This is a genomic window from Flavonifractor sp. An82, assembly GCF_002159265.1.
Taxonomy (GTDB): Bacteria; Bacillota; Clostridia; order Oscillospirales; family Oscillospiraceae; genus Flavonifractor.
The window spans coordinates 267,890-289,391 of the sequence record NZ_NFHG01000001.1; the positions used below are offsets into that span (position 1 = coordinate 267,890).

Below are 21,502 nucleotides of genomic sequence, written 5' to 3' on the forward strand. Positions count from 1 at the left end.
GCCCGTGGCAGTTGAGCTACGGGCACTTTTTTTATACTTTTTCAGTTATTTTTATACACGGCGGTGCAACAAATGAAATGGGTTTAATTAGAAGCCATTGCGCGGGGGTGAAATGACCGGCTACACACGGCAGCTATTTGAATCCTCTGTCCACAGATTTTCTTTCTCACGATTTTTATATTCTTCCTGCTCTTCAGAAGTTGCCGGCCGGATCATGGCCTTTCCGCAGTCCGGGCAGGTATCCTCAGACGTTCTAAGGAACAGGTAATGACAATTATCACAGGCATATAGCATTTCAATCAGGCCTCGCTTTCGTGTTTACCAGTGTAGCACGGAGCGGGGCTTTTTTCAATCTATCAGGAGGGAGGCCGGCGAGATGAAGTGCCTGCTCAAATATCAATGGGTCAAACTACCCCGCAATCAGCTTCCGCCCGGCAAGGGCATTATGGGCTCTTGGGCTCGGTTGGCCTCCCGTGCAGCCTTTAGGACTGGGCAGGCCCGGTACTGTGGTTACACCAACAAAGTGAGTGCCGGGGGCTGGGCAGGCGGCATCGTCGGTCTGAAGAGTATCCTGGCTATCAAACGTCGGCGGCAGGCCCTTGAACATATGGACACTCTGGCTGACCTCGGTTATATTGCCTACTCACTGGACACAAAAACAAAGAGACTGACCTATCAAGTCACAGATTGGGTCGTAAGATGCTCTGGCGAGCCCTGTATGGGCCGTGAGGCGGTTTATGCGACAGAGGGGTATGGATTCCTCTGCCTGCCCAGAAACGTCACACAGAGGCTTGCAGAGCGGCATTATCAATTTGCTGAGGCAGACGCATGGCTCGACCTCTGGTGCCACACAGTTTGGCAGGAGCCCAGCAATGCGTTTTCCTTCTCGGCGCCGGCTGTTCAGTTTGGGCAGTACGGCGCTGTTTTGACATTGGAATCCCTTGGCAGGCGTTGGGGATGGGAAAAGACGAAGGTCTGGCGCTTTTTCAGAAAACATGCGGATGCCTTCCCGCTGTATAAGCTGCCAGGCGCTTTCGGCTGCCTCATCTTCAATGCAGTCTATCCGACTGGAGAACAATTCACCTTGCCGTCCCAGGACAAGGTCGAGCGCATTTTGAGAGAAATACGCACAAAAGACGGGAATACGTACGAAAACCAGAAGAGCGACCATGCTCGCATCTGCAAACTGGTCGCTTGGTACAGTCGTGCGGTGGTGCCCCGGGAACAAGAGGAGCGTCGTGTTGCATCTGAGGACTGCTATATTACGCGCGTGTATTTTTCTCCGTGTAAGATTTTAGAGTATGTTAGGGAGGACTGCCAAGGGATATCTCCAGCGACGCCAAATTTTGAATTATTCCGCGGAACCTTGCCACGGGCCGGGCCTGCGGATCAGGATGATGGAGGTATTGAAAATGGCAGATTTGAAGGCATCCCTCTGTGGTGAACTGCCGAATCAGGATAGTGCGATCCCCCAGGAGCAGCTGCGCGCCTTGCTGGAGCGCAGGGGGATCGTGGGAGATCCGGACATCCCCAATGCGAAAGCCCGGCTTGCGGAGCAGGAGCTTCGCCGGAATATGTACCATAACACCCAGGTCATGCTCAAGCACTACCGGGACATCGTCTGGGCCTTGGAATGCTTCCCCAGTGAAGTCGCACAGGAGCTGGATCAGCCGCTGAAGGATCTGGACGCGCTGCTCAGCGTAGTGGACACGCAGGTGGCGCTGGGGAACGCGAAGTTGGAGCACCGGCTGCTCAGCATTCGGAAGTCCCGCCTGCTGCTGGACCGGATCAATGAGGCTCTGACGGTCCTGCGCCATAAGCCGGGCAACGGGGAGCTGATGTATAACATCATCTTCCAGACGTTCATCACGCCGGACAAGCCCAGCCATACGGATATCCTGTACCGGCTGGATATCTCGGAGCGGCACTATTACCGGCTCCGCCAGCAGGCGGTCAACATCTTATCCATCCGGCTGTGGACGGCCCCGGCCGGCTGTCTGGATGCCTGGCTGGAGCTTTTGACGCTGCTGGAGGGGTGATGTCCTACTCTGCGGCAGAAAAATGGCAGAAAATTGGCAAGGTCGGTGCGGATGACAAGGGGAGTGCAGATGTGCTATCCTGTTATCGTCCAAAAGTGGACCTGACGGCAGGGAGCCGCCTTGAAGTGATTGAGAACAGTCGCTTCGAGGCGGCTCTTTGTTGCAAATATGACGAAAAGGAGGGAAGCAAATGGCAAAGGACGAGAGCAGGAAGGATCGCTGGGTGAAGGCGTCCCAGCGGCTGCGCAACGCTTTCCAGATGGCGGCGGTATCCTGTTACATGATGGTGCTGTTCGCCCAGCCGGCGGCTGCTGCGGACACCATGTGGACACGGTTCAGCACGATTATCGCAGATGTCTATGGCGAGCTGGTGGGCATCTCCACCATCGTGGCAGTGACTGCGGCTGCGGTGGCGCTGTTGGTGCGGATGATCTCCCGCAATGAGCGGGCCGTCGCAGAGGCGACCAGTTGGCTGAAGAGAATCGTCGTGACCTGGATCGTGCTCAATACCCTGGGCTTTGTGGTCGCCTACCTGCAGCCGCTGATCCAGGGCGGGCAGTACACGCCGTCGACTACTCCCTGATTCCAGAAAGAGCAAAATCAAACCTGAGGAGGATATGTCAGTGAAGAACAAAATCTTATCTCTCACCGCATCGCTCCTGCTTTTGACCATGCTGACGCTGCCTGCGGGCGCGGTCAGCTTGGACGTGACGGATCCTGACGCCATGCTCCCGGTCGATATCATCCTCGACCAGGACAACAAGGAGATCCGCAAGGTGTATGATCTCTCGCCCAACACCGACCCCTCCACGCTCCCCATGGGGCAGTTTGAGCGGGATGGCCTCCTGTACGACTGCACCGATGTGCTGCGAGAGGTCATCATCGGCAGTGAGACGCAGGTCATCACCCAGGAAGAGAAGGTGGACAGCGACAAAAAGGACATGGACACGATTTTGTCCCTGCTGCCCCAGGAGAAAGAGGTCACCACGGAAGAGGGGTTTACCGGCACCCTCACGCTGGATCTGGACAGCATCAAGACCGAAGCGGCCGGGTATGGCAGCAGCACCCAGCCGGTCACAGCCACCAGGACCTACCCCAATCTTGCAAACCAAGACCTCAACCATCTGCCGAAAAGCATCACTGAGGGCGGACGGACCCTGACGCTCCAGGATGTCCAGTGGCAGACGGACAACACCTACAACGCCGATGACTATGAGATCGGGGACCGTTTTACTGCTGTCTGCACCTACGGCGGGAGCAAAACGGTCAGTTATGTGACGGGCTAAGGTGCGGGTCTATAACCTCCTGCAGCCGGAGTACAGCGACTCCTGGAACTGCATGTTCGACCTGGGCGGCGACACACTCATGGCCCAGATCCTCACCGACGTGATCATCTCCAACACGAAGGGCGATGAGAAGGGCGACCACTTCTGGGACAACGGCGAGAGCAATCTGCTCAAGAGCCTGATCCTTTATGTGGACCTGGACAGCACCCGCACGCCGGAAGAGCGGAACCTGGCCGCCGTCTATCAGATGCTCACTCAGCACACGGAGAAGGAACTCACCATGCTCTTTGACCGGCTGCCCATCGGCCATCCGGCCAAGGGGCCGTACAGCCTGTTCAGCCAGGCCAGCGACACCGTGCGCGCAGGCATCGTTCTGGGCCTTGGCACCAGACTCCAGGTACTCCAGAGCGAGGCCGTACGGCGGATCACCCGCAGCTCCGACATCGACCTGTCTGAGCCGGGCTGGAGCAAGTGTGCTTATTACATCATCCTGGATGATCAGAACTCCTCCCTGGAGTTCCTGTCGGCCCTGTTCTTCGCCTTCCTGTTCATCAAGCTCGTGCGCTACGCCGACAGCACTCCGGAACAGCGCTGCAAGGTGCCGGTCAACATCATCCTGGACGAGATGAACAACATCGGCACCATCAAGGATTTCGGCAGGCGGCTGTCCACCATCAGGTCGAGAGCGCTCCAGGTCATCATGTGTTCGCAAAGCCTTCCCCAGCTGCAAAACCGCTACCCCAATAACCTGTGGGCGGAGCTGCTGGGCAACGCCGACACCCAGATCATGCTGGGCGCCACGGATGACGTGACCGCGGAGTACTTCAGCGCCCGCAGCGGGGACATGACGGTGGAGGTCAACTCCACCATGACCACACGGCAGAGCCTCGCCCTGGCGCAGGTCATCCCCCAGTACCGCTACACGGAGGGGATCGGCCGGCGGCGGGTGCTGACCCCGGACGAGGTGCTTCGGCTGCCCAATGATGAGCTGCTGATCATCCTGCGCGGCCAGAAGGTGCTCCGGGCCAAGAAGTTCGACTTCACCGAGCATCCCTATGCCAAAGAGTGCGAGCGCACCAGTATCCAGCACTACCAATCCGACCCGGCACCGGCTCAGCCGCCGGAGCCACCGGCTCAGTCCATGCCTGCTGAGCCCGACATGGACAAACCGCCCGGACCGGCGCCTGCCGACGCAAAGCCGCCTGCCAAACCTAAACCGCCCCAGGCAAAGCCGAAGGCGCCCGACCAAAAGTCACCGTCATCCGGCGGTCAGCCCTCGGAACTCCCTGCAAAGCCCGCCAAACGGCCCAAGACGCTCTACGAGAGCTCCCGGCCGCCGGCGGATTTTTAATTGTCCGCCCCCATAACCCACATCATCAACCAAAGGAGGAACCCATACCATGGCAAGAACCAAGAAAGAGATTGAGGAACAGGCTCCCGATGCGGAGCAGGAAACCACCGGGACTGAGTCTGATCCCGTCCCCCAGACTGAGCAGGATACGCCGCCCGGCGAGGTGGCCAATGCCGGTGTGACGGACCTGGAGCTGGCGGCTGCCAAGAGCCTGGATCCCGACGCGCCCCAGACCGACCTGGAATCGGGCGACGATCCCGATGGCCAGGCAGCTCCGCCCCAGACTGACCCGGAATGGGACCCGGATAGCCAGTCTGAGCCTGGCCAAGAGACCTTTTCATCCCAGACTGACATGGAATCCGCCGACTCGAATGCCGGTTCCCAGACTGACCTGGAACCGGCTGAAGAATCCGGCGATGGCCAGGCATTTGATCCCACGGCCGATCTCGGTTCCCAGACTGAGCCGGAAACAGAACCGGACGACGAAGCATCGCCCCAGTCTGAAGGGGACGCTGCGGCTGAAGGGGACGCCGAGCCGCCTGCCCCGCCCCGGCGCCGCCGCACCTCCCGCAAGAAGGCGGCAGAGCCGCAGGAGGCGCAGGATGGGGGAGAGGATGTGCCCGCGGAGGAGGAGCAATCCGAATCCGGGCAGCCCCAGAAACTCCGCATGCCGGGCAGGCGCCGCCAGCGTGTGGTATCCATCGACGCTGAGCGGACGGTGGAGACGGATACGGACCGGCTGCGCAACGACCTGCTGGACCTGGTGGAGTCCCTCAAGAGCAAGAAGATCCTCACCGGTACGATCCAGGGCGTGGAGCGGCTGGCGGATAACCCGGAGATGTCCTATGCCGTCATCTACCACGGCGACTTCAAAGTCATCATCCCGGTGCTGGAGGCCATCGAGGAGCCGGAGGACTACCGTGGCCAGCCCAAGGGCGACGTGCTCCACTACCTGCTCAACAAGCGGCTGGGCGCGGAGGTGGATTACATCGTCAAGGGCATCGACCAGGAACACAACGTGGTGGCGGCCAGCCGGCTGGAGGCCATGGCGCTCAAGCGCAGGGAGTACTACTTCCGTACCGACCGGGACGGCAACTACCAGATCTATGAGGGCATCCGCGCCGAGGCACGGGTCATCTCCGTCATCCGGGCGGGCATCTTTGTGGACCTGTTCGGCGCGGAGTGCTATATCCCCCTCCGGGAACTGTCCTACCAGCGCTGGGTGGACGCCGCGCAGCACTATCAGCCCGGCCAGCGCGTGCTGGTGCGGGTGCTGGAGGTGGACCGCAGCGACCGCAGCCGTCCCAGGGTGACCGCCTCGGTGAAGCAGGCGATGGAGAACCCCTATGAGAAGGCGCTGAAGAAGTATGTGGTGGGCAACCGCTATGTGGGCACCGTCAGCATGGTCGATCTCAACGGCGTGTTCGTGTCCCTGGACGGCGGCATCGACTGCCTGTGTACCTATCCCAAGCGCGGCCGGCCGCCCCGGGGCGCCAGAGCGACGGTGCGGATCCTGGGCATCAACCACGAGAACAACCGGATCTGGGGCGTCATCACCCACATGTCCACCACGCGCTGAGGGGAGGGAAGCGGACCATGACGATCCAGAGACGGCTCCGGGTGACCCTCCTGACCGCCCTGTGCCTGGCCATGTGCCTTTGCACCACGGCCTTCGCGGATACGGACGGCACCGAGCCGAAGATTACCCAGCAGCCCGACCAGCTGGTCCTTCAGCTGGGCACGCGCTGGGCAGGCGTGGAGTTTGAGCTGCGCACCGACGCCGGTGTCTTCCCGGCCCCCATCGTAGTGGACGAGACGGGTGTTCTGACCATGGATCTGGGCGGCAGCACCACCTACACCCTCAGCTGCATCAACTCCACCGTCCCCATCCCTGACCCGCCCGCAGAGCAGGTCCCTGATACCCAGCAGCAGCCGGACAGCTCAGCCCAGCAGCCTTCCGGACAGGTACAGCAGCCGCAGGAGCAGGTCCCCGCCGGAGATCCTGCCGGCGTCCCCATCGCTCCTATGGTGGTATTTTTCATCGGCCTTGCCTGCGGGATCGGCGGCCTCGTGGCCCTCTACTTCGCCAAGCGGCGCCGCCAGCAGGCCGACTACGACGAGTGGGCGGAGGAGGATGAGGAGCAGTACTGACCGGCAAAAACCGCCCCAGACTGAGATAAAATCTCCCAGACTGAGATGGGCAAAAGAGTGGCGGAAATCGCGGCAAAACTGCGTTTTTTCATTGACTATTTGCCGGCATCCTGTTATAATTTCATTGTAGCAAGATACTGCGCGCAGGCTCTCGATACGCCGGGGCGCCTTGGCGTCAGACCTGCCGGTGCAGGCGGGGAATCGTGACGGAGCCGCTGTCCCGCGGCCCCACAAAGCGCAGGTCTTGTTGATAAAATATGTGGCCGGAAGGCCGCTGAAATACAGTGCAGAGTCAATGGCTGGATGCGACACCACTATTCCAGCGCTTGGCTCTGCATTGTCTTTTTTCAGCGGGCTTCCGGCCTTTTTTTGTTTTTCTGCCGGCTGTGACAAGGCCGGTGCGAGTAGGAACTATGGAAGATCTCTTCCGGAAAGGTGGGATACAAGGTGAGCAAGAGATCAAGACGCAGCCGGACAGGGGTGCTGCCCGGCGCCGGACGCCTGCGCTGCCACTGCTGCAGCCCCGCTGTGCTTCGAAGCGCGGAGGGCCTTTGCAGGACGCACCGGCCGGGTGCGATGGCCTATGTCTGCTCCCGGTACCCGGTGTGCGATTCCTATGTAATGGCGCACCCGGGTACCTTGGAGCCCATGGGGAGCCTGGCAGGGCCGAAGCTGCGGCAGCTGCGCTATGCTGCGCATCGGGAGTTCAACAAACTGTATCAGTCCGGACTCATGAGCAAGCGGGACGCCTACCAGTGGCTGGCCATGACCGTACAGGCACCCATGGCCCACGCCCATATCGGGCATCTGGGCGAGTACTACTGTCAGGTGGTCATTGACGAGAGCCGGAAACTGCTCCAGGAGCGGCTGGAGCAGCAAAACAAATTGAAAGAGGTAGCAGGAGGTGTATGATATGCTGTCGCCGCTTACGAAGGAGCAGTGGATGAAGGTAGAAGAGAACATGGGACTGGTGGGCAAGGTGATCCAGGACTGCGTCCATACCCTGGGCGCCGGGAGCATGTTCGACTACGACGACCTGTTCCAGATCGGCTGCCTGGGGCTTTGCAAGGCGGCCCAGACGGATAAACCGGGGCACACGGTGGCCTTTTCCACCTACGCCTACCGGCTCATCCGCAATGAGATCTATACCGAACTGGAGCGCGCCACCCGCCGGGGGCGGGAGGTTGCCACAGATCCTGCCGAGCTGCCCTGCACGGTGCTGGACGATGATACCCCGGAGCAGCGGGAAGCCTGCTCGGCGCTCCTGGCGCGCCTGGAGCGGGCGGAGGCCGGGGCCGCCGGCGTGACGGCCAAGGGGTTCCAGGCCATCCGGATGCTGATGGACGGGTACACCAACCGGGAGATCGGGGAGATGTTCGGCGTGCCGGCAAACCATGTGACGGCGTGGGTGTCCAGGGCCCGCAAGGCCCTCGGCGCTTCAGAGTGATGGGCAGGTGAGAAATGAGAATTGCTTTTCCGGACGGAACCACCTATAATGGCACTTAGATTTTGTGTTTGTGAGGTTTCGGCCATGGGGAGAGCATCCACGAGAGAGAATAAGAACATCTATCAGACCACCCGGGAGGCGCTGCACCTGACCCGGGAGGCCGCCGGTGAGCTGCTGGAGTCCATTCCGCCCGAGCGCATCGAGAAGATCGAGAACGAGCGGTCCCTGCCCCACCCGGACGAGGTGCTGACCATGGCGGAGAAGTACAAGCAGCCGGGCCTTTGCAACTACTACTGCGCCAATCAGTGCCCCATCGGGCAGGAGTATGTGCCGGAGGTGAAGATCAAGGACCTCTCCCAGATCGTCCTGGAAATGCTGGCATCCCTCAATTCCATGAACCGGCGCAAGGACCGGCTGATCGAGATCACCGCCGACGGCGTCATCAGCGACGACGAGCTGGAGGACTTCATCCGAATCCGGGAGGAGCTGGAGCGCATCTCCATCGCGGTAGAGACGCTGCAGCTGTGGTCGGAGCGGATGCTGGCCACCGGCGCCATCAACCCAGAGCAGTATGAGGCCTATGAGCGCCGGCGTGCGGAGCGGGATTGAACCGGGTATTTTGCCGCAGCAGTGGAAATAGTGGGCCTTAATTTGCCAAACCGACGCTGGAAGCCGCTGGTGCTGGATGGTAGAATACGGGTAAGCAGAGAGAGCAGACGCTCCTGTGAAGTTTGCGCAGCGAGGTGACGGCGATGGATCCAAAAACGAGACTCCTGGCGATCCGCCTGATGGAGAACCTCCGGAAAAATCCCGCTTACGCCCAGACACTGGGCGTCCAGGTGACCTTGAAGAGATCCGCCTGAAGGGTTGGGTTCCCATCCCGATCCGGCGGCGGCTGAGGGCTTCACAGCTGGGTGAAGCCCTCTTTTGCAGAGAGAATTGATGCCTTGGGAAGGGAAAGGAGCGAAACGAGATGAACGGCTATGACCAGCAGCTGAAGGAGCTGCTCGCCCAGTGCGCCCGCAAGAAGAAACTGGAGGCCTCGGCCGCGGAGCTGCGGCGCCAGCGGGATACCTACGCCGCCAGGGCGGAGGAGCTGAAAGAGGCCATGTGGGAGGAGCAGGCGGATGTGGACCGGCTGGAGGGCCGGAGCCTGGCCGCCTTCTTCTACAACGTGGTAGGGAAGATGGACGAAAAGCTGACGCAGGAGCGGCAGGAGGCCTACGCCGCCCGGGTGCGGTATGACGCGGCGGCCCGGGAGCTGGCCGGCGCGGAGGAGGATCTGGCCCGGTGTCAGGCGGAGCTGGACGTCCTAAGCGGCTGCGAGGAGCGGTACGCCGCGCTGCTCCGAGAGAAGACCCAGGCGGTCAAGGCCGCCGGCGGTGCGGTCGCGGAACAGATCCTCCGCATGGAGGAGCGCGATGCCTACTTAGAGAGCCAGGAGCGGGAGCTGGGGGAGGCGTCCGCCGCCGGGCAGAGCGCCCTGGCGACGGCCGATGAGATCCTGGAGAGCCTGAGCAGCGCGGAGGGCTGGGGGACCTGGGACCTGGTGGGCGGCGGGCTCATCGCCGACCTGGCCAAGCACAGCAAGCTGGATGAGGCACAGGCGGCGGTGGAGTACCTGCAGTCGCAGCTGCGCGCCTTCCGGACGGAGCTGGCCGACGTGACCATCAGCGCCGATTTCCAGGTCAATATCGACGGCTTCCTCCGCTTTGCTGACTATGTGTTCGACGGTATCTTCGCCGACTGGGCGGTGCTGGACCGGATCAACCAGGCCCAGGCCCAGGTGGAGGACACCCGGGCGCAGATCTGCGCCGTCCTGGACCGCCTGGGGCAGATGACGGACCAGGCGGAGCGGGAGCGGGCCGGACTGCGGCAGGAGATCGAGGGCCTGGTCAGCAGCGTGCCCATGTAGGATAAATCGCTAAGCGGTATGGGAAACAAGAGGGAATAAGGAGAATAACGAGTATGGATGATGACGCGGGCGCCCAGGCGCCCCAGCTGCTCTGGATCAACTGGACGGACCAGGTGGTATCCTTCCACCGGGAAGAGGGGCTTGAGCCGGTGGCGTTCCCCGACCACGACGCCATGCTGGCGTATGTGTTCCAGAAGACCTCCAACGGCTTTCGCATCCAGTGAGAGACTGCTGAGAAACGATTCAACAAAATAAGGAGCAACCCATGAAATTTATCATTGAGCACCTGTCCAAGCGCTTTGAGCAGAAAGAGGTGCTGAAGGACATCGACTTTACCTTTGAGGAGGGGAGGATCTACGGCCTCTTGGGCCGAAACGGCGCCGGTAAGACAACGCTTTTCAACTGCCTGAACCGGGACATCAAGGCTGACAGCGGCAGCTTTTACATCGAAGAAAACGGCGTTCGCAGGGAAGTGGCGGCGGAGGACATCGGGTATGTTCTCTCCACGCCCACGGTGCCGGAGTTCCTCACCGGCCGGGAGTTCCTCAAGTTCTTTGTGGACATCAATTCTGACTCCATCCGGGATCCCAAGCCCCTGGACGAGTATTTTGAGGAAATGAGCATCGCCCCGGAGGACCGGGACAAGCTGCTGAAGGACTACTCCCATGGCATGAAGAACAAGATGCAGATGCTGGTCAACATCATCGCCCAGCCCAACATCCTGCTCCTGGATGAGCCGCTGACCAGCCTGGATGTGGTGGTGGCCGAGGAGATGAAGAATCTGCTCCGGTCGCTGAAGGACGGGCGGATCACCATTTTCTCCACCCACATTCTGGATCTGGCCCTGGATCTCTGCGACGAGATCGTGCTGCTCAGCCACGGGGAGCTGGAGGTGGTGGAGAAGTCCAACCTGGACGACCACGCCTTCAAGGAGAAGATCATCGCGGCGCTGAAAGAGGAGAGCTATGCTTAAAACACTGCGCATCTCATTCGCCCTGAAAAATACGTACCGGGTCAACGGCATCCTGCACTCCCTCAAGCAGATCCCCCTTTTGAAACAGGTGCTGCCCGACCGGCTTTATCAAGTGCGGGGGCTGAAGAACTTCGCCAACGTCCTCTCGGTGCTGTGGGAGATCGTGTCCATCTTCCTGGGGAAGTTCCTCTATTTTCTCACTATGGTCTGCGGCGTGGGGCTCCTCTACGAGCGGGCGCCGGCGGGACTCGGGTTCCTGCACATCCTGCTGTTCCTGACGCTGATCGGCTCGTATATGAATACCAGCCTCTTCAACCCCACCCGGGACAAGTACTACGCCATGATCCTTCTGCGGATGAACGCCCGGTCCTACACCCTGTCTAACTACGGCTACGCCCTGGGGAAGGTCGTGGTGGGGTTCCTGCCCTTCACCATCCTCTTTGGCCTGGACCGGGGCGTGCCGCTGTGGCTGTGCCTGCTGATCCCTGTCTGCATCGCCGGCGCGAAGGTGGCGGTGGCCGCCGACTCCCTGCGGGACTATGAGAAGCACGGCTATGTCCGCAATGAGAATAACCTCCAGAAGATAGCCTGGCTGCTGACGGCGCTCCTGCTGGCCCTGGCCTATGTGCCGCCCGCCGCGGGCTTCGTCCTGCCCCTCTGGGCCTCGGCGGCGCTGTTCCTGGTCTGGATCCCCCTGGGGCTCCTGAGCCTTAGGCGGGTGGTGACCTTCCGCTACTACCGGGAGATGAATCAGGAGCTGCTGGCCCAGATCCCGGGCCAGATGGACAAGGCCAGAGCGGCGGTCAAGACGGCCAATGAGAAGAACATCTCCGCCGACACGTCCATCACCAGCCGGAAGAGTGGCTTTGAGTTCCTCAACGACCTGTTCGTCAAGCGGCACCGGAAGATTTTGTGGAAATCCGCCCTGCGCATCGCCTATGTCTGCCTGTTTCTCTGCTGTGGCGCAGTGCTTCTCATGGTGATCCAGCCCGGCACCAAGGCGGACATCAACGAGATGGTCATGACGTGGCTGCCGTACTTTGCCTTCATCATGTATCTCATCAACCGGGGCACCGGCTTTACCCAGGCCCTGTTCATGAACTGCGACCACAGCCTTCTGACCTACTCCTTCTACAAGCGTCCGGGGTTTGTGCTCAGGCTGTTTCGCATCCGGCTGCGGGAGATCATCAAGGTCAATGCCGTGCCGGCGCTGGTAATCGGGTGCGGCCTGGCGCTGATCCTCTATGTCTCCGGCGGGACGGACAACCCCCTCAATTATGTGGTGCTGGTGGTCACGATCCTCGCCATGAGCGCCTTCTTCTCCATCCACTACCTGACCGTCTACTACCTGCTGCAGCCCTACACGGCCGGCACGGAGATGAAGAGCGGGACCTACCGCATCGTGATGGTCCTCACCTATGTGGTGTGCTACGCCATGATCAACGTCCGTATGCCCATCCTGATGTTCGGCGCGATGTGCATCGCCTTCTGCGTGGCGTACTCCATCGTGGCCAGCATCCTGGTCTACAAGTTCGCGCCCCGGACCTTCCGGCTACGGACGTAATATAGAGCGTATCACCGAAGAAAAGAGCGGGGGAGCTGTGCCGAATGGCGCAGCTCCCCTGTTTTTTTGGTTTGCAGGACTGCGATGGGAAGAGTTTGGCGGCTTGGCGGCAGAATCAGAGAAAATACCTCAGCCGGAGGCCGCGGAGAAGAACATGACATAGTAGATCGGGAGATAGGTGATCTTCCCCTTGCTGGATACCTTGCGCTCATTGGACAGTACGAATGCCTTCTTGATATGGTAGTCCTCATTTTGGACAAAGGTGTTGAGCGCGCTGTGTACGGTATAGTCCTTGCCGGACTTGACCTCAAGGGGGACGGCGGAAAGGCTGCTGTAATCGTCGATCAGGTAATCGACCTCGCCCTTGCTGCGGTTGTCATAGTAGTACAGCTTATAGCCATGGGCGGCCAGTTCGCTGGCGACGACAGTCTCATAGACGGATCCCAGATTGATGCTCTTTTCATCATCCAGGACGGCGCGGATATTGTTCCCGTAAAGAAGGCACGTCAGGAGTCCCACATCGTTGAGATAGAGCTTGAGCAGGTTTTTCCCTGCGGACTCGATCAGCGGGAAAACCGGATTGGAGATGGCCTGAACGGGCAGGGCAATCCCGGCGCTGATCAGATACTCAAACTCGTCGCTGTAATCGCGGAAGGTCTTTCCCTTCTTATCCTCAATGCTCTTGGCTACCACGCGCTTTTTCTTTTTCTCCATATTGGAGGGGATGAGGTCGTAGATGCGCCGGATCATCAGCTTCCGCTCTTCGCCGTATTTGGAGGCGTCGGCGGCATAGTAGTCATGGATCTCCCGCTGGATCTCCCGCACAGTCTGGATGTTCTTCTCCGCCAGATAGGTATTGACCGCATCGGGCAGCCCGCCGACCAGCAGATACTTGCGGAACAGATCCATTACCTTGTTATGCGTCGCCTCGTCCAGCGCCTCCAATGCCTCAAACCTCCGGCGCATAGCGGTGATGGCAAATTCATTCAGCCCATTCGCATACAGGAACTCCTCAAAATCCAGGGGGAACATCTGGACCTTTCGGATGCTGCCCATGGGAATGGAGGGGATCTGCGCCAACGTGACGCCCAGCAGGGAGCCGCTTGCGATATAGGTGAACCGGCCGTCCTGAGCCAGAAACTTGAGCATGGTGAGCAGGTGGGGATAGGCCTGGATCTCATCCAGGAAAATCAGCGTATTCTTCTTTTCCTTCATCCTGTCGCCGGCGAGCATACTCACCTGCAGGTAGAAGTCCTCCACCGTCCGGACGTTGGCGAACAGCCCGGCGCCCAGCGCGTCCTCCACCAGGTTGATCTCGATGTAGTTCTCAAACAGCTTCTGCCCCACATAGCGGACGATGTAGGTCTTGCCCACCTGACGGGCGCCGTCAATGAGCAGGATCTTGTTCGAGTCCGATTGCAGATGTGCCTCGATCAGAGAGGCTATTTTTCGGTAAAGCATACAGCACCTCCTGATGAACAGATTTTTCAATAGGATTATACTGCATATAGTATGACTTTTCAATAGAATTTATATGCAAAAATCAGAACTTATCAAATAGAGGGACCGCCGGAGAGAACTCAGTTAGCCGCCGGGGTGATGACTATGCAGGGGGAGGCGGCAGCAGGGAGTAACTTCAGAGTCCGACTGGAGATTTTCCAATCCATCTTGATACTTTCCTTAGAATTGCCTGTTACCATAGCGGCAGAATCTGATAAGGAGACTTCTGCTATGGAAACGACACGCGCATTGACTAAGACCGGCGGCATCACCGAGACGGGGCTCAAGTGGATCGCCCTGGTCACCATGGTGATGGACCACATCCACTACTTCTTCGGCTTCACCGGCATGATCCCGGAGTGGTTCAGCATGGTGGGGCGGCTGGGAGCGCCCCTGTTCCTCTTCTGCCTGGTGGAGGGCTTCACCCACACCCACAGCCGGAAGAAGTACTTCGCCAAGGTCTACATCCTCTCCGCCGCCATGTCCGCCCTGCTGTTCCTCATGGCCTTCGGCGGCATCCTGGTGCGGCCCGACGGGTTCTACCCGGGGAACGGCATGATGACCACCTTCGCGGTGCTCATGGTGATCTGGCAGGGCATCGACTGGCTGGGACAGAAAAAGATCCTGCCAGGCCTGGCGGCGGTGATCCTCCCCCTGGCCTGGCCCATCCTGGCAAGCCAGCTGTCTGTGGCCTTTCCCGCTCTGGCCACGCCGCTGGGCTTTGCCGCCTACTCGGTCCTGCCCGCATGGGGCACCACCGGGGACAGCAGTTGGCCGGTGCTGGTGATGGGGTTGGTGCTCTACCTGTTTAGAAAGCGCCGGGGTGTGCAGGTGGCGGCCTTCTCCGTCTACTACATCCTCTATGGCGTAGTCTATATGGCCGCCATAGCCTCCGCTATGGCCCCGGACTTCGTCTGGTGGCAGCTCTTCACCCAGTACTATGAGATCTACGGCATCTTGGCGGCGCCCCTGATGCTGTGGTATAATGGCCGGCGGGGCGGCGGGCACAAGCTGCTGTTCTACGCCTTCTATCCCGCCCACATCTACATTCTCTACGCCCTCTCCTGGGGGCTCTATCTTCTGCTGAACTGAGGTGACATGATGGCCCATATCCTGGTGGTGGATGATGACAAGGATCTCTGCGCCCTGCTGAGGACCGCCCTGGAGCGGGACGGGCACCAGGTGTCCACCCGCCTGAGCGGCCGTGAGGTGGACGAGTCCGCCTGCCGCTGGGCGGACTGCATCCTGTTGGATGTGATGATGCCAGGGGAGGACGGGTTCGCCCTCTGCCGCCGCATCCGGGCGCTGGCGGACTGCCCCATCCTCTTCCTCACCGCCAAGACCGAGGAGACCGACGTGCTCACCGGCCTGGGGCTGGGCGGGGACGACTACCTCACCAAGCCCTTCCGCGTCGCGGAGCTGCGGGCCCGGGTGGCGGCCCACCTGCGCCGGGAGCAGCGCACGCCCCATGCCCGCCTGCGCCGGGGGGAACTGGACTTCGACCTGGGGGAGCGGGCCGTGTACTGGCAGGACACGCCGTTGAAGCTGACCAGGGGGGAATACGCCATCTGTGAGTACCTGGCCATGCACCCGGGCCAGACCTTCTCCAAGGAGCAGCTCTACGAGGCGGCCTTCGGCTACGACGGCGAGGCGGACGCCTCCGCCGTGACAGAGCACATCAAGAACATCCGGGCCAAGCTGCGCCCGGCGGGGGAGAGCCCCATTGAAACCGTCTGGGGGGTGGGCTACAAGTGGAAAAACGGATAAGGCGGCCCGCCGGCCTCACCGCGCTGTTCTGGCGGTATCTGATCACCACCGGCGTCGTGGTCATCCTGCTGGCGGTCCTCTGGTGGTTTGGCATGACCACCATGATGCGGTATGGCATCGTATATCCGGCCAACACCGCCGCCAGCGGGGTGGAGGCGGTGGCCCAGGCCCTCTCCTCCGGGGAACTGGACACGGAGGAGATCCCCTACTTTTACCGCTGGGCCATCTTTGACGGGGACGGGCAGGTACGGGACCCGGGGAACATGGATGAGAAGCACCTTGCCTACGCCGAGGCCGCCCTGGCCGGGGAGCGGGACCCCCAGGGGATGTTCTACTCCCAGTACCACCGGCTGACCCAGCTGCCGGACGGGACCACCTGCGTGCTCCAGTACGACTACTCCATGCCCTACGGCGCCGAGGTGCTCCAGCGCCGCCTGCCGGAGTTCCAGACCTGCGTCACCGTCGTTCTGCTGCTCGCCTGGCTGACGGCGGGGGCCATCTCCACCCATCACTTCGCCGGCCTCCTGCGGCGGGACGCCGCCCTGCTCACCGGCGCCACAGAAGCCATCGCCCAGCGGCGGCTGGACGTGCCCATCACCGGGCGGGCGAGGGTGCGGGAGTTCGGGGCGACGCTAAAGGCCATGGATGACCTGCGGCGGAACCTGGCGGAGTCCCTGGAGAGCCAGTGGGGCATGGAGCAGCAGCGCCGGCTGGAGCTGGCGGCCCTGACCCACGACCTCAAGACCCCCCTCAGCGTCATCAGCGGCAATGCGGAGCTGCTGGGGGAGGACGCCTTGACCCCGGGCCAGCGGGAGAGTGTGGACGCCATTTTCCGCAGCGCCCTCCGCCTCCAGGACTATGTGGCCCAGCTGCGGGCCATGACCGGCTCCGAGGCCGCCCTCAGCCGGGAGAAGGAGAAGGTTTCCCTCCCAGCGCTGGCCGAGGGCTGGCGGGAGGTGGGCCAGAGCCTCTGCGGGGCAAAGCCGGCGGCGTTCCGCTGCCCGGAGGTGCCCCGGCTGGAGCTGGCGGTCTACCGGGGGGACCTGGATCGGGCGGTGAGCAATCTGCTGGACAACGCGGCGCGCTACACGCTCGCCGGCGGCACCGTCACCCTGTCCGTGACCATGGACGGCGAGATGCTGACCATCGCCGTGGAGAACACCGGCCCCGGCTTTTCCCCGGAGGCCCTGGCCCGGGGGGAGCAGGCCTTCTACACCAGCGACGCCAGCCGGCCCCAAGAGGGCCACATGGGGATGGGCCTCTATTTTGCCGGCCAGACCGCGAAGCGCCACGGCGGGGCCCTGCGCCTTGCCAACACCGGTCACGGCGCCAGGGCGGAACTGGTTTTGCCGATCAACTGAAGCCTGCCGGCTGTTCCATGAGGGGCAGCCGGCAGCTTTTTGCGCTGCTTCTTAATGCGTAGATGGCAGGTGTCTGTCGGTCCATTTCTTTCAGCACGTAACGATATCCACATCATATAATCCGCGCTTGTACGCTGTAATTCACATTTTGCTTCTTGCACTTTGCGCGTAGGTAGTTTTGAGTGCGTTACTGATTTTTACACTCATTTTTCTCCTGTATGCTTTCGCTACCTCTCAGGCAATGAGGAAAGAAATAGTCCCAATAACACTGGAGGAATAAGTAGAATTCTGCTTTTGTCAGATGATCTGCGAAAACCCTGATACTTTCCTTATATTTCGCTGGTAAGATTTCTCCGAGGGCAAAGACTTTTTTCAGTACCTTATAGTCCACTGTATCACGGCCGTGAGTAAGCAAGAAGGCGGACGGTCCAAAAACCGACCGCCTTCTTTCAGACATTGTTTATGGGTAGGGAAATGGAAACCTCCAGCCCATGGGATGCCCCCTGCCGAAATTGCACCGTCCCGCCGTGGGCCTCGGCGATCTGCCGCACCAGCTTGAGGCCCGTGCCGTGGGCGGCCCCGCCGTCCGCCTCCAGCGGGCGGGCGGGATCGGCCACCGACGGAATGCCTGCCGCCGCGCCGCCCGCCACAAAGAGGACGACCGATTTCCCCTCGGCCCTGGCCCCCAGGCGGATGGAGCCGCCCGGGGCGTTGTGCCGCACGCAGTTGGTGAGCAGGTTGTTCACCGCCCGGCGGAGCAGGAAGGGGTCCGCCTCGATTTGGGGCAGGGGCTCCGACGGCAGATCCATCTCGAAGTCGAAGCCCTCGCCCATGCCGCCGTTGAGGAAGTCGGCGGCAGTCTGGCGGAGGAACGCCTCCACCTGGAGGGGCTCCTTCCGCAGGGCCTGCATGGCGCAGTCCAGCCGCATGGTGAGATTCAGGTCGTTCACCAGATCCCGGATCTCCTGGCTCTGGGAGCGGATGATCCCCGCCTGCTTCCGGCGCTCCGGAGGCAGATCCTCCGCCCCCTCCATCTGGGCGGCGTAGCCCATGACCATGGAGAGGGGGGTGCGGATGTCGTGGGACACGCCGTTGATCCAGTCGGACCGGGCGGCGTCCCGCATCTGCTGGGCCTGCCGGAACCACCGGCGCACCGCGAAGTAGGCCAGGAGCAGCACGCACCCCAGGGCCAGCAGAAAGATGCCGCCTATCCACAGGGGCGCGTCGTGGAGCAGACGGGACTGCATGGAGATGTCGTGCTTCCACATGCTCCCCTTGGGGGCGCCCACCACCAGCAGGCCGTCCTCCCGGATGCGGCACTGCACCGGGTAGTCGCCCAGATACCACCGGGTGAAGGAGGCCACGTCCGTGAGGGTATACTGCTCCGGCACGTCGGCGGGCTTGCGGAGGGACCAGATCACCCGCCCGTCCTCTCCGATCAGGATGGCCCAGCGGTCATCCCCCAGCAGCGCATCACCGGAAAAGTCATACTCCGTCCCGTCATAGGTCAGGGCATCGGAGACACGGGTGATGGAAACGCTCCAGCTCCGGCCGCCGTCAGAGTAGTAGAAGGCGAGGGCCAGGATGCCCGCTATGGTGATGACGGCGATGAGCGCCGCCGAGGCGGTCACCAGCATGGCCCCCTTGAAAATGCTCCGTAAACTCATTTCGTCCCCTCCCGGCTCAGGCGGTAGCCCAGGCCCCGCACCGTCAGCAGATAGTTCGGGTGGGAGGGATCCGCCTCGATCTTCTCCCGCAGGCGGCGGATGTGGAGACGGTAGTATTATTGTCCAAACTCAAAGTCGACCATCATATCGAAATAGAACTTAAGATGGATGAGTTGGATTTAACGGCGGCGGAAAGTAAAGCAACCTACGATGAAATCAAAGCCTATGTTTTGAACAAGTACGGACTAAAAGTAAGCCAGCTTTATATCGCTCAGATAAAAAGAAAGTGTGGAATCATCGAAAGAAAAAATTATAACGTATCCAAAAAGGAAGATGCGAAAGTACCGCAGTGCCCGCCAGAGAAAGAGGCAGCGATTATGGACGCATTAAAGCATTTTCAAATGATTTGAAAAATTTTATAAATACGCCGTTTTCGGACGGCGCTCACTTCAAAAGGTGTTGCTTTCGGGCAGCGCCTTTTGTTTTGCCGGTCTGAGAGAAAAGGGGGGTGAAAACATGGCCGAGCCGGGTGCATTGGATTACTTTTACGGAACGGAGGCAGAACAATATACCTTTTACCGGATTCCGAAGGTGTTGTTTACCGACCCCGGCTTCCGGCGTATAACAGCAGACGCAAAAATCCTGTATGGCTTGATGTTAACCGCTGCGGTGGGCTGACCTTTGAATTGCCTAAAAAGTGGGTGAAAATCTCACCGCCGCGGGCGCTCTCCGAAGCACAGAAACGGGTTTTGGACGAGATGAACCAGCGCAATCGGGAGCGCAGGCAATCCGCATAATCATTTGGGGCGGCATGGAGTGACTATGCCGCCCTGCTTTTTGGAAAGGAGGCTCTTATGGCACAGAAATGGCAGACCATTTCGGAACTGGCTGCGGAAACCAGCCGGAAGGTCACACACTCGCCAGAAGAATGGTGCCGCTTTCTCACTACGGCGGCACGCTTTTATAAAGCCTACGATTTTGACGATCAGCTTTTAATTTACGCACAGAAGCCGGACGCGACGGCCTGCGCGGATATGCCTACCTGGAACAATAAAATGCGCCGGTGGGTCAATGCAGGCAGCACGGCTATCGCGCTGATCCGCAAAGGATACGGCGGCAAGCCTTATCTGGACTATGTGCATGATGTGGCTGACACCCATCCGGTGCGGGGCGGTAAAGACCCCTGGCTCTGGAAACTGACGGAGGAAAACCGTGAGCCGGTTATGGAACGGCTGCGCGACACTTTTGGGATTGACGGCTCCGGCGATTTGGGCGACCTTCTGATGGAGACAGCGGAAAAGCTGGTGCAGGAAAGCTACGGCGAATACCTGCCCGATCTACTTTATGAACGGGAGGACAGCTTTTTAGAAGAGCTGGACGATTTCAACGTGGAGGTGCTGTTCTGCAACACCCTACGGGCAAGCGTCCAGTACGCCGTCCTTTCCCGCTGCGGCCTGGATGTGAGCCGTTACCTGGACGCAGAGGATTTCCGTGAAATCACCAACTTCAATACCACCGCTGCCCTGGCCTGCCTGGGTACGGCGGTATCTCAAGGGAGCCGGGAGCTGCTTTTGGAGATTGGCGATACCATACGGAAAATAGAACGGGAAAAGGTCAAAAATTCTCTTGCAAAGTCTGGCGTGGGGCCGTATAATGATAAAGGAAACTTTAGCACATTAAAGCGCGAAAGGAGCGATAAGCATGGTGACATTGACATACAGCAAACAGAACGGGTATCAGGTTCCCAATCTCCGGATGGACGAGGTGGAGAACGAACCGCAGACCCTGGGCCGGTTCGGAAGAGCCAGGGAGAAATATCTGATGGAGCACCGCAAGGGACTTTACAATTCGATGCTGCTGACCGGCAGGCTGTGGGCGCATCTGACCGAGATCGACCGGACAGCCCAGGAGCAGATGGACAATCTGGTGGCAGAAATGGCGAAGGAACAGGGCGTGACCGAAGCATTGAAAGCCAGCAATCAGATGGAATGGGTGCAGCGGATGAACAACATCCGGCAGTCGGCGGAGGAGATCATCCGAAGCGACCTAATTTACAGTTAAATCCGGAAGAAACGGCAGGTGAACAGCCTGCTGTTTCCGCGTCCGTGGAGATGGAAACACCATTTTCCACCAAACCGGACTACCGGCAGCTCACCCTTTTTGACCTGCCGGAAATGCAGATACAGAAGATTTCCCACCAGGAAGCGGAGGCTGCGGCCTCCGCTTCTTCCCATTCCAGGCGCAGAACGCCAGAGAAGCCGAAGGATAACAAGCTGGAGGCGGCCAGCCGGAAATTGTTCGAGCAATCCGGCACGGCAGCCAATGAGCAGCTATCCTTTGACTTTATCGCGGCCGGGCGTGGACAGATAGAACCCCAAAACGGGGATAGCCAGGGTACAATCCCGCCCCCGCAGGTTCCCTCCCCGGAACCCACCGGCGCGGGCGCATCCGAAGCGGTCAAACTGTCCACAGAGTCCCCCG

General features: G+C 60.4%; 22 protein-coding genes and 1 pseudogene. 20 read left to right on the forward strand and 3 right to left on the reverse strand.

Features of this window, described 5'->3' with window-relative positions:
• Nucleotides 1–376 precede the first annotated feature (376 nt).
• The 14 genes from B5G34_RS01600 to B5G34_RS01660 all read left to right on the forward strand — a co-directional run bounded on the left by B5G34_RS01600 (nt 377) and on the right by B5G34_RS01660 (nt 12,726).
• Nucleotides 377–1,444: a hypothetical protein gene (locus B5G34_RS01600; RefSeq protein WP_087333694.1), complete on the forward strand. Its 1,068-nt coding sequence runs from the start codon at nt 377–379 to the stop codon at nt 1,442–1,444.
• Nucleotides 1,413–2,039 (forward strand): hypothetical protein, encoded by a 627-nt coding sequence (locus tag B5G34_RS01605; protein ID WP_087333695.1) that lies wholly within the window; start codon nt 1,413–1,415, stop codon nt 2,037–2,039. Before B5G34_RS01600 ends, B5G34_RS01605 begins: the two co-directional genes overlap by 32 nt.
• A 190-nt stretch (nt 2,040–2,229) precedes the next feature.
• Nucleotides 2,230–2,622, forward strand: a complete 393-nt coding sequence (locus B5G34_RS01610) for a hypothetical protein (protein ID WP_087333696.1) — start codon at nt 2,230–2,232, stop codon at nt 2,620–2,622.
• Between the two features lie 40 nt (nt 2,623–2,662).
• Entirely contained in the window at nt 2,663–3,325 is a 663-nt protein-coding gene (locus B5G34_RS01615) for a cell wall anchor protein (protein ID WP_242956747.1), read from the forward strand.
• 1 nt (nt 3,326) lies between these two features.
• Complete coding sequence (locus tag B5G34_RS01620; RefSeq protein WP_242956748.1) at nt 3,327–4,676, forward strand: type IV secretory system conjugative DNA transfer family protein; 1,350 nt, start codon at nt 3,327–3,329, stop codon at nt 4,674–4,676.
• 49 nt (nt 4,677–4,725) lie between these two features.
• A complete protein-coding gene (locus tag B5G34_RS01625; protein ID WP_087333697.1) occupies nt 4,726–6,255 on the forward strand; it encodes a S1 RNA-binding domain-containing protein in 1,530 nt (509 codons plus the stop codon).
• Nucleotides 6,256–6,272: 17 nt separating this feature from the next.
• On the forward strand, nt 6,273–6,827 hold the full coding sequence (locus B5G34_RS01630) for a hypothetical protein (protein WP_087333698.1): 555 nt from the start codon (nt 6,273–6,275) through the stop codon (nt 6,825–6,827).
• 447 nt (nt 6,828–7,274) lie between these two features.
• Nucleotides 7,275–7,739: a zinc-finger-containing protein gene (locus B5G34_RS01635; protein ID WP_162609403.1), complete on the forward strand. Its 465-nt coding sequence runs from the start codon at nt 7,275–7,277 to the stop codon at nt 7,737–7,739.
• A 1-nt stretch (nt 7,740) separates the two neighbouring features.
• Nucleotides 7,741–8,274: a sigma-70 family RNA polymerase sigma factor gene (locus tag B5G34_RS01640; RefSeq protein WP_087333700.1), complete on the forward strand. Its 534-nt coding sequence runs from the start codon at nt 7,741–7,743 to the stop codon at nt 8,272–8,274.
• An 84-nt stretch (nt 8,275–8,358) separates the two neighbouring features.
• Nucleotides 8,359–8,883 (forward strand): XRE family transcriptional regulator, encoded by a 525-nt coding sequence (locus tag B5G34_RS01645; RefSeq protein ID WP_087333701.1) that lies wholly within the window; start codon nt 8,359–8,361, stop codon nt 8,881–8,883.
• 364 nt (nt 8,884–9,247) lie between these two features.
• Entirely contained in the window at nt 9,248–10,189 is a 942-nt protein-coding gene (locus B5G34_RS01650) for a hypothetical protein (RefSeq protein WP_087333702.1), read from the forward strand.
• 53 nt (nt 10,190–10,242) lie between these two features.
• Nucleotides 10,243–10,413, forward strand: coding sequence for a hypothetical protein (locus B5G34_RS18645; RefSeq protein ID WP_162609404.1), 171 nt, complete (start codon nt 10,243–10,245; stop codon nt 10,411–10,413).
• A gap of 41 nt (nt 10,414–10,454) precedes the next feature.
• Nucleotides 10,455–11,162, forward strand: coding sequence for an ABC transporter ATP-binding protein (locus B5G34_RS01655; protein ID WP_087333703.1), 708 nt, complete (start codon nt 10,455–10,457; stop codon nt 11,160–11,162).
• Nucleotides 11,155–12,726 (forward strand): hypothetical protein, encoded by a 1,572-nt coding sequence (locus B5G34_RS01660; RefSeq protein ID WP_087333704.1) that lies wholly within the window; start codon nt 11,155–11,157, stop codon nt 12,724–12,726. The genes B5G34_RS01655 and B5G34_RS01660 overlap by 8 nt, the downstream gene beginning before the upstream one ends.
• Before the next feature lie 129 nt (nt 12,727–12,855).
• Here the strand turns inward: B5G34_RS01660 and B5G34_RS01665 are convergent, their stop codons facing one another.
• Nucleotides 12,856–14,187, reverse strand: coding sequence for an AAA family ATPase (locus B5G34_RS01665; protein ID WP_087333705.1), 1,332 nt, complete (start codon nt 14,185–14,187; stop codon nt 12,856–12,858).
• 270 nt (nt 14,188–14,457) lie between these two features.
• Here B5G34_RS01665 and B5G34_RS01670 point away from each other — a divergent pair, with 270 nt between their 5' ends.
• Genes B5G34_RS01670 through B5G34_RS01680 form a run of 3 tightly spaced genes read left to right on the forward strand, consistent with a single transcriptional unit; the run spans nt 14,458 to nt 17,354 of the window.
• Nucleotides 14,458–15,318, forward strand: a complete 861-nt coding sequence (locus tag B5G34_RS01670; protein ID WP_087333706.1) for a TraX family protein — start codon at nt 14,458–14,460, stop codon at nt 15,316–15,318.
• Between the two features lie 9 nt (nt 15,319–15,327).
• On the forward strand, nt 15,328–15,993 hold the full coding sequence (locus B5G34_RS01675) for a response regulator transcription factor (protein WP_087333707.1): 666 nt from the start codon (nt 15,328–15,330) through the stop codon (nt 15,991–15,993).
• Nucleotides 15,978–17,354 (forward strand): HAMP domain-containing sensor histidine kinase, encoded by a 1,377-nt coding sequence (locus B5G34_RS01680; RefSeq protein WP_242956749.1) that lies wholly within the window; start codon nt 15,978–15,980, stop codon nt 17,352–17,354. Before B5G34_RS01675 ends, B5G34_RS01680 begins: the two co-directional genes overlap by 16 nt.
• 449 nt (nt 17,355–17,803) lie before the next feature.
• Here B5G34_RS01680 and B5G34_RS01690 read toward each other — a convergent pair whose 3' ends face one another.
• Nucleotides 17,804–19,021: a HAMP domain-containing sensor histidine kinase gene (locus B5G34_RS01690; protein WP_087333709.1), complete on the reverse strand. Its 1,218-nt coding sequence runs from the start codon at nt 19,019–19,021 to the stop codon at nt 17,804–17,806.
• Nucleotides 19,018–19,128 (reverse strand): annotated as a pseudogene (locus B5G34_RS01695) (helix-turn-helix domain-containing protein); the annotation flags it as partial. The gene B5G34_RS01690 and the pseudogene B5G34_RS01695, both read right to left, overlap by 4 nt.
• On the opposite strand from B5G34_RS01695, the gene B5G34_RS01700 reads away from it, so the two are divergent.
• The 3 genes from B5G34_RS01700 (at nt 19,081) to B5G34_RS01705 (ending at nt 21,082) form a co-directional block, all read left to right on the forward strand.
• Nucleotides 19,081–19,431, forward strand: coding sequence for an RNA methyltransferase (locus B5G34_RS01700; RefSeq protein ID WP_204245890.1), 351 nt, complete (start codon nt 19,081–19,083; stop codon nt 19,429–19,431). The pseudogene B5G34_RS01695 and the gene B5G34_RS01700 sit on opposite strands and share 48 nt — an antisense overlap.
• A 106-nt stretch (nt 19,432–19,537) precedes the next feature.
• Nucleotides 19,538–19,699: a replication initiator protein A gene (locus B5G34_RS18330; protein WP_140397175.1), complete on the forward strand. Its 162-nt coding sequence runs from the start codon at nt 19,538–19,540 to the stop codon at nt 19,697–19,699.
• 1,077 nt (nt 19,700–20,776) lie between these two features.
• Complete coding sequence (locus B5G34_RS01705; protein ID WP_242956800.1) at nt 20,777–21,082, forward strand: TnpV protein; 306 nt, start codon at nt 20,777–20,779, stop codon at nt 21,080–21,082.
• Nucleotides 21,083–21,502 lie beyond the last annotated feature (420 nt).

Coding starts and splice junctions, on each gene's coding strand:
- B5G34_RS18645 (WP_162609404.1), top strand. CDS start 10,243: ATGGATGATGACGCGGGCGCCCAGGCGCCCCAGCTGCTCTGGATCAAC.
- B5G34_RS01650 (WP_087333702.1), top strand. CDS start 9,248: ATGAACGGCTATGACCAGCAGCTGAAGGAGCTGCTCGCCCAGTGCGCC.
- B5G34_RS01655 (WP_087333703.1), top strand. CDS start 10,455: ATGAAATTTATCATTGAGCACCTGTCCAAGCGCTTTGAGCAGAAAGAG.
- B5G34_RS01665 (WP_087333705.1), bottom strand. CDS start 14,187: ATGCTTTACCGAAAAATAGCCTCTCTGATCGAGGCACATCTGCAATCG.
- B5G34_RS01690 (WP_087333709.1), bottom strand. CDS start 19,021: ATGAGTTTACGGAGCATTTTCAAGGGGGCCATGCTGGTGACCGCCTCG.
- B5G34_RS01610 (WP_087333696.1), top strand. CDS start 2,230: ATGGCAAAGGACGAGAGCAGGAAGGATCGCTGGGTGAAGGCGTCCCAG.
- B5G34_RS01645 (WP_087333701.1), top strand. CDS start 8,359: ATGGGGAGAGCATCCACGAGAGAGAATAAGAACATCTATCAGACCACC.
- B5G34_RS01605 (WP_087333695.1), top strand. CDS start 1,413: ATGGCAGATTTGAAGGCATCCCTCTGTGGTGAACTGCCGAATCAGGAT.
- B5G34_RS01670 (WP_087333706.1), top strand. CDS start 14,458: ATGGAAACGACACGCGCATTGACTAAGACCGGCGGCATCACCGAGACG.
- B5G34_RS18330 (WP_140397175.1), top strand. CDS start 19,538: ATGGCCGAGCCGGGTGCATTGGATTACTTTTACGGAACGGAGGCAGAA.
- B5G34_RS01625 (WP_087333697.1), top strand. CDS start 4,726: ATGGCAAGAACCAAGAAAGAGATTGAGGAACAGGCTCCCGATGCGGAG.
- B5G34_RS01630 (WP_087333698.1), top strand. CDS start 6,273: ATGACGATCCAGAGACGGCTCCGGGTGACCCTCCTGACCGCCCTGTGC.
- B5G34_RS01705 (WP_242956800.1), top strand. CDS start 20,777: ATGGACGAGGTGGAGAACGAACCGCAGACCCTGGGCCGGTTCGGAAGA.
- B5G34_RS01660 (WP_087333704.1), top strand. CDS start 11,155: ATGCTTAAAACACTGCGCATCTCATTCGCCCTGAAAAATACGTACCGG.
- B5G34_RS01600 (WP_087333694.1), top strand. CDS start 377: ATGAAGTGCCTGCTCAAATATCAATGGGTCAAACTACCCCGCAATCAG.
- B5G34_RS01640 (WP_087333700.1), top strand. CDS start 7,741: ATGCTGTCGCCGCTTACGAAGGAGCAGTGGATGAAGGTAGAAGAGAAC.
- B5G34_RS01675 (WP_087333707.1), top strand. CDS start 15,328: ATGGCCCATATCCTGGTGGTGGATGATGACAAGGATCTCTGCGCCCTG.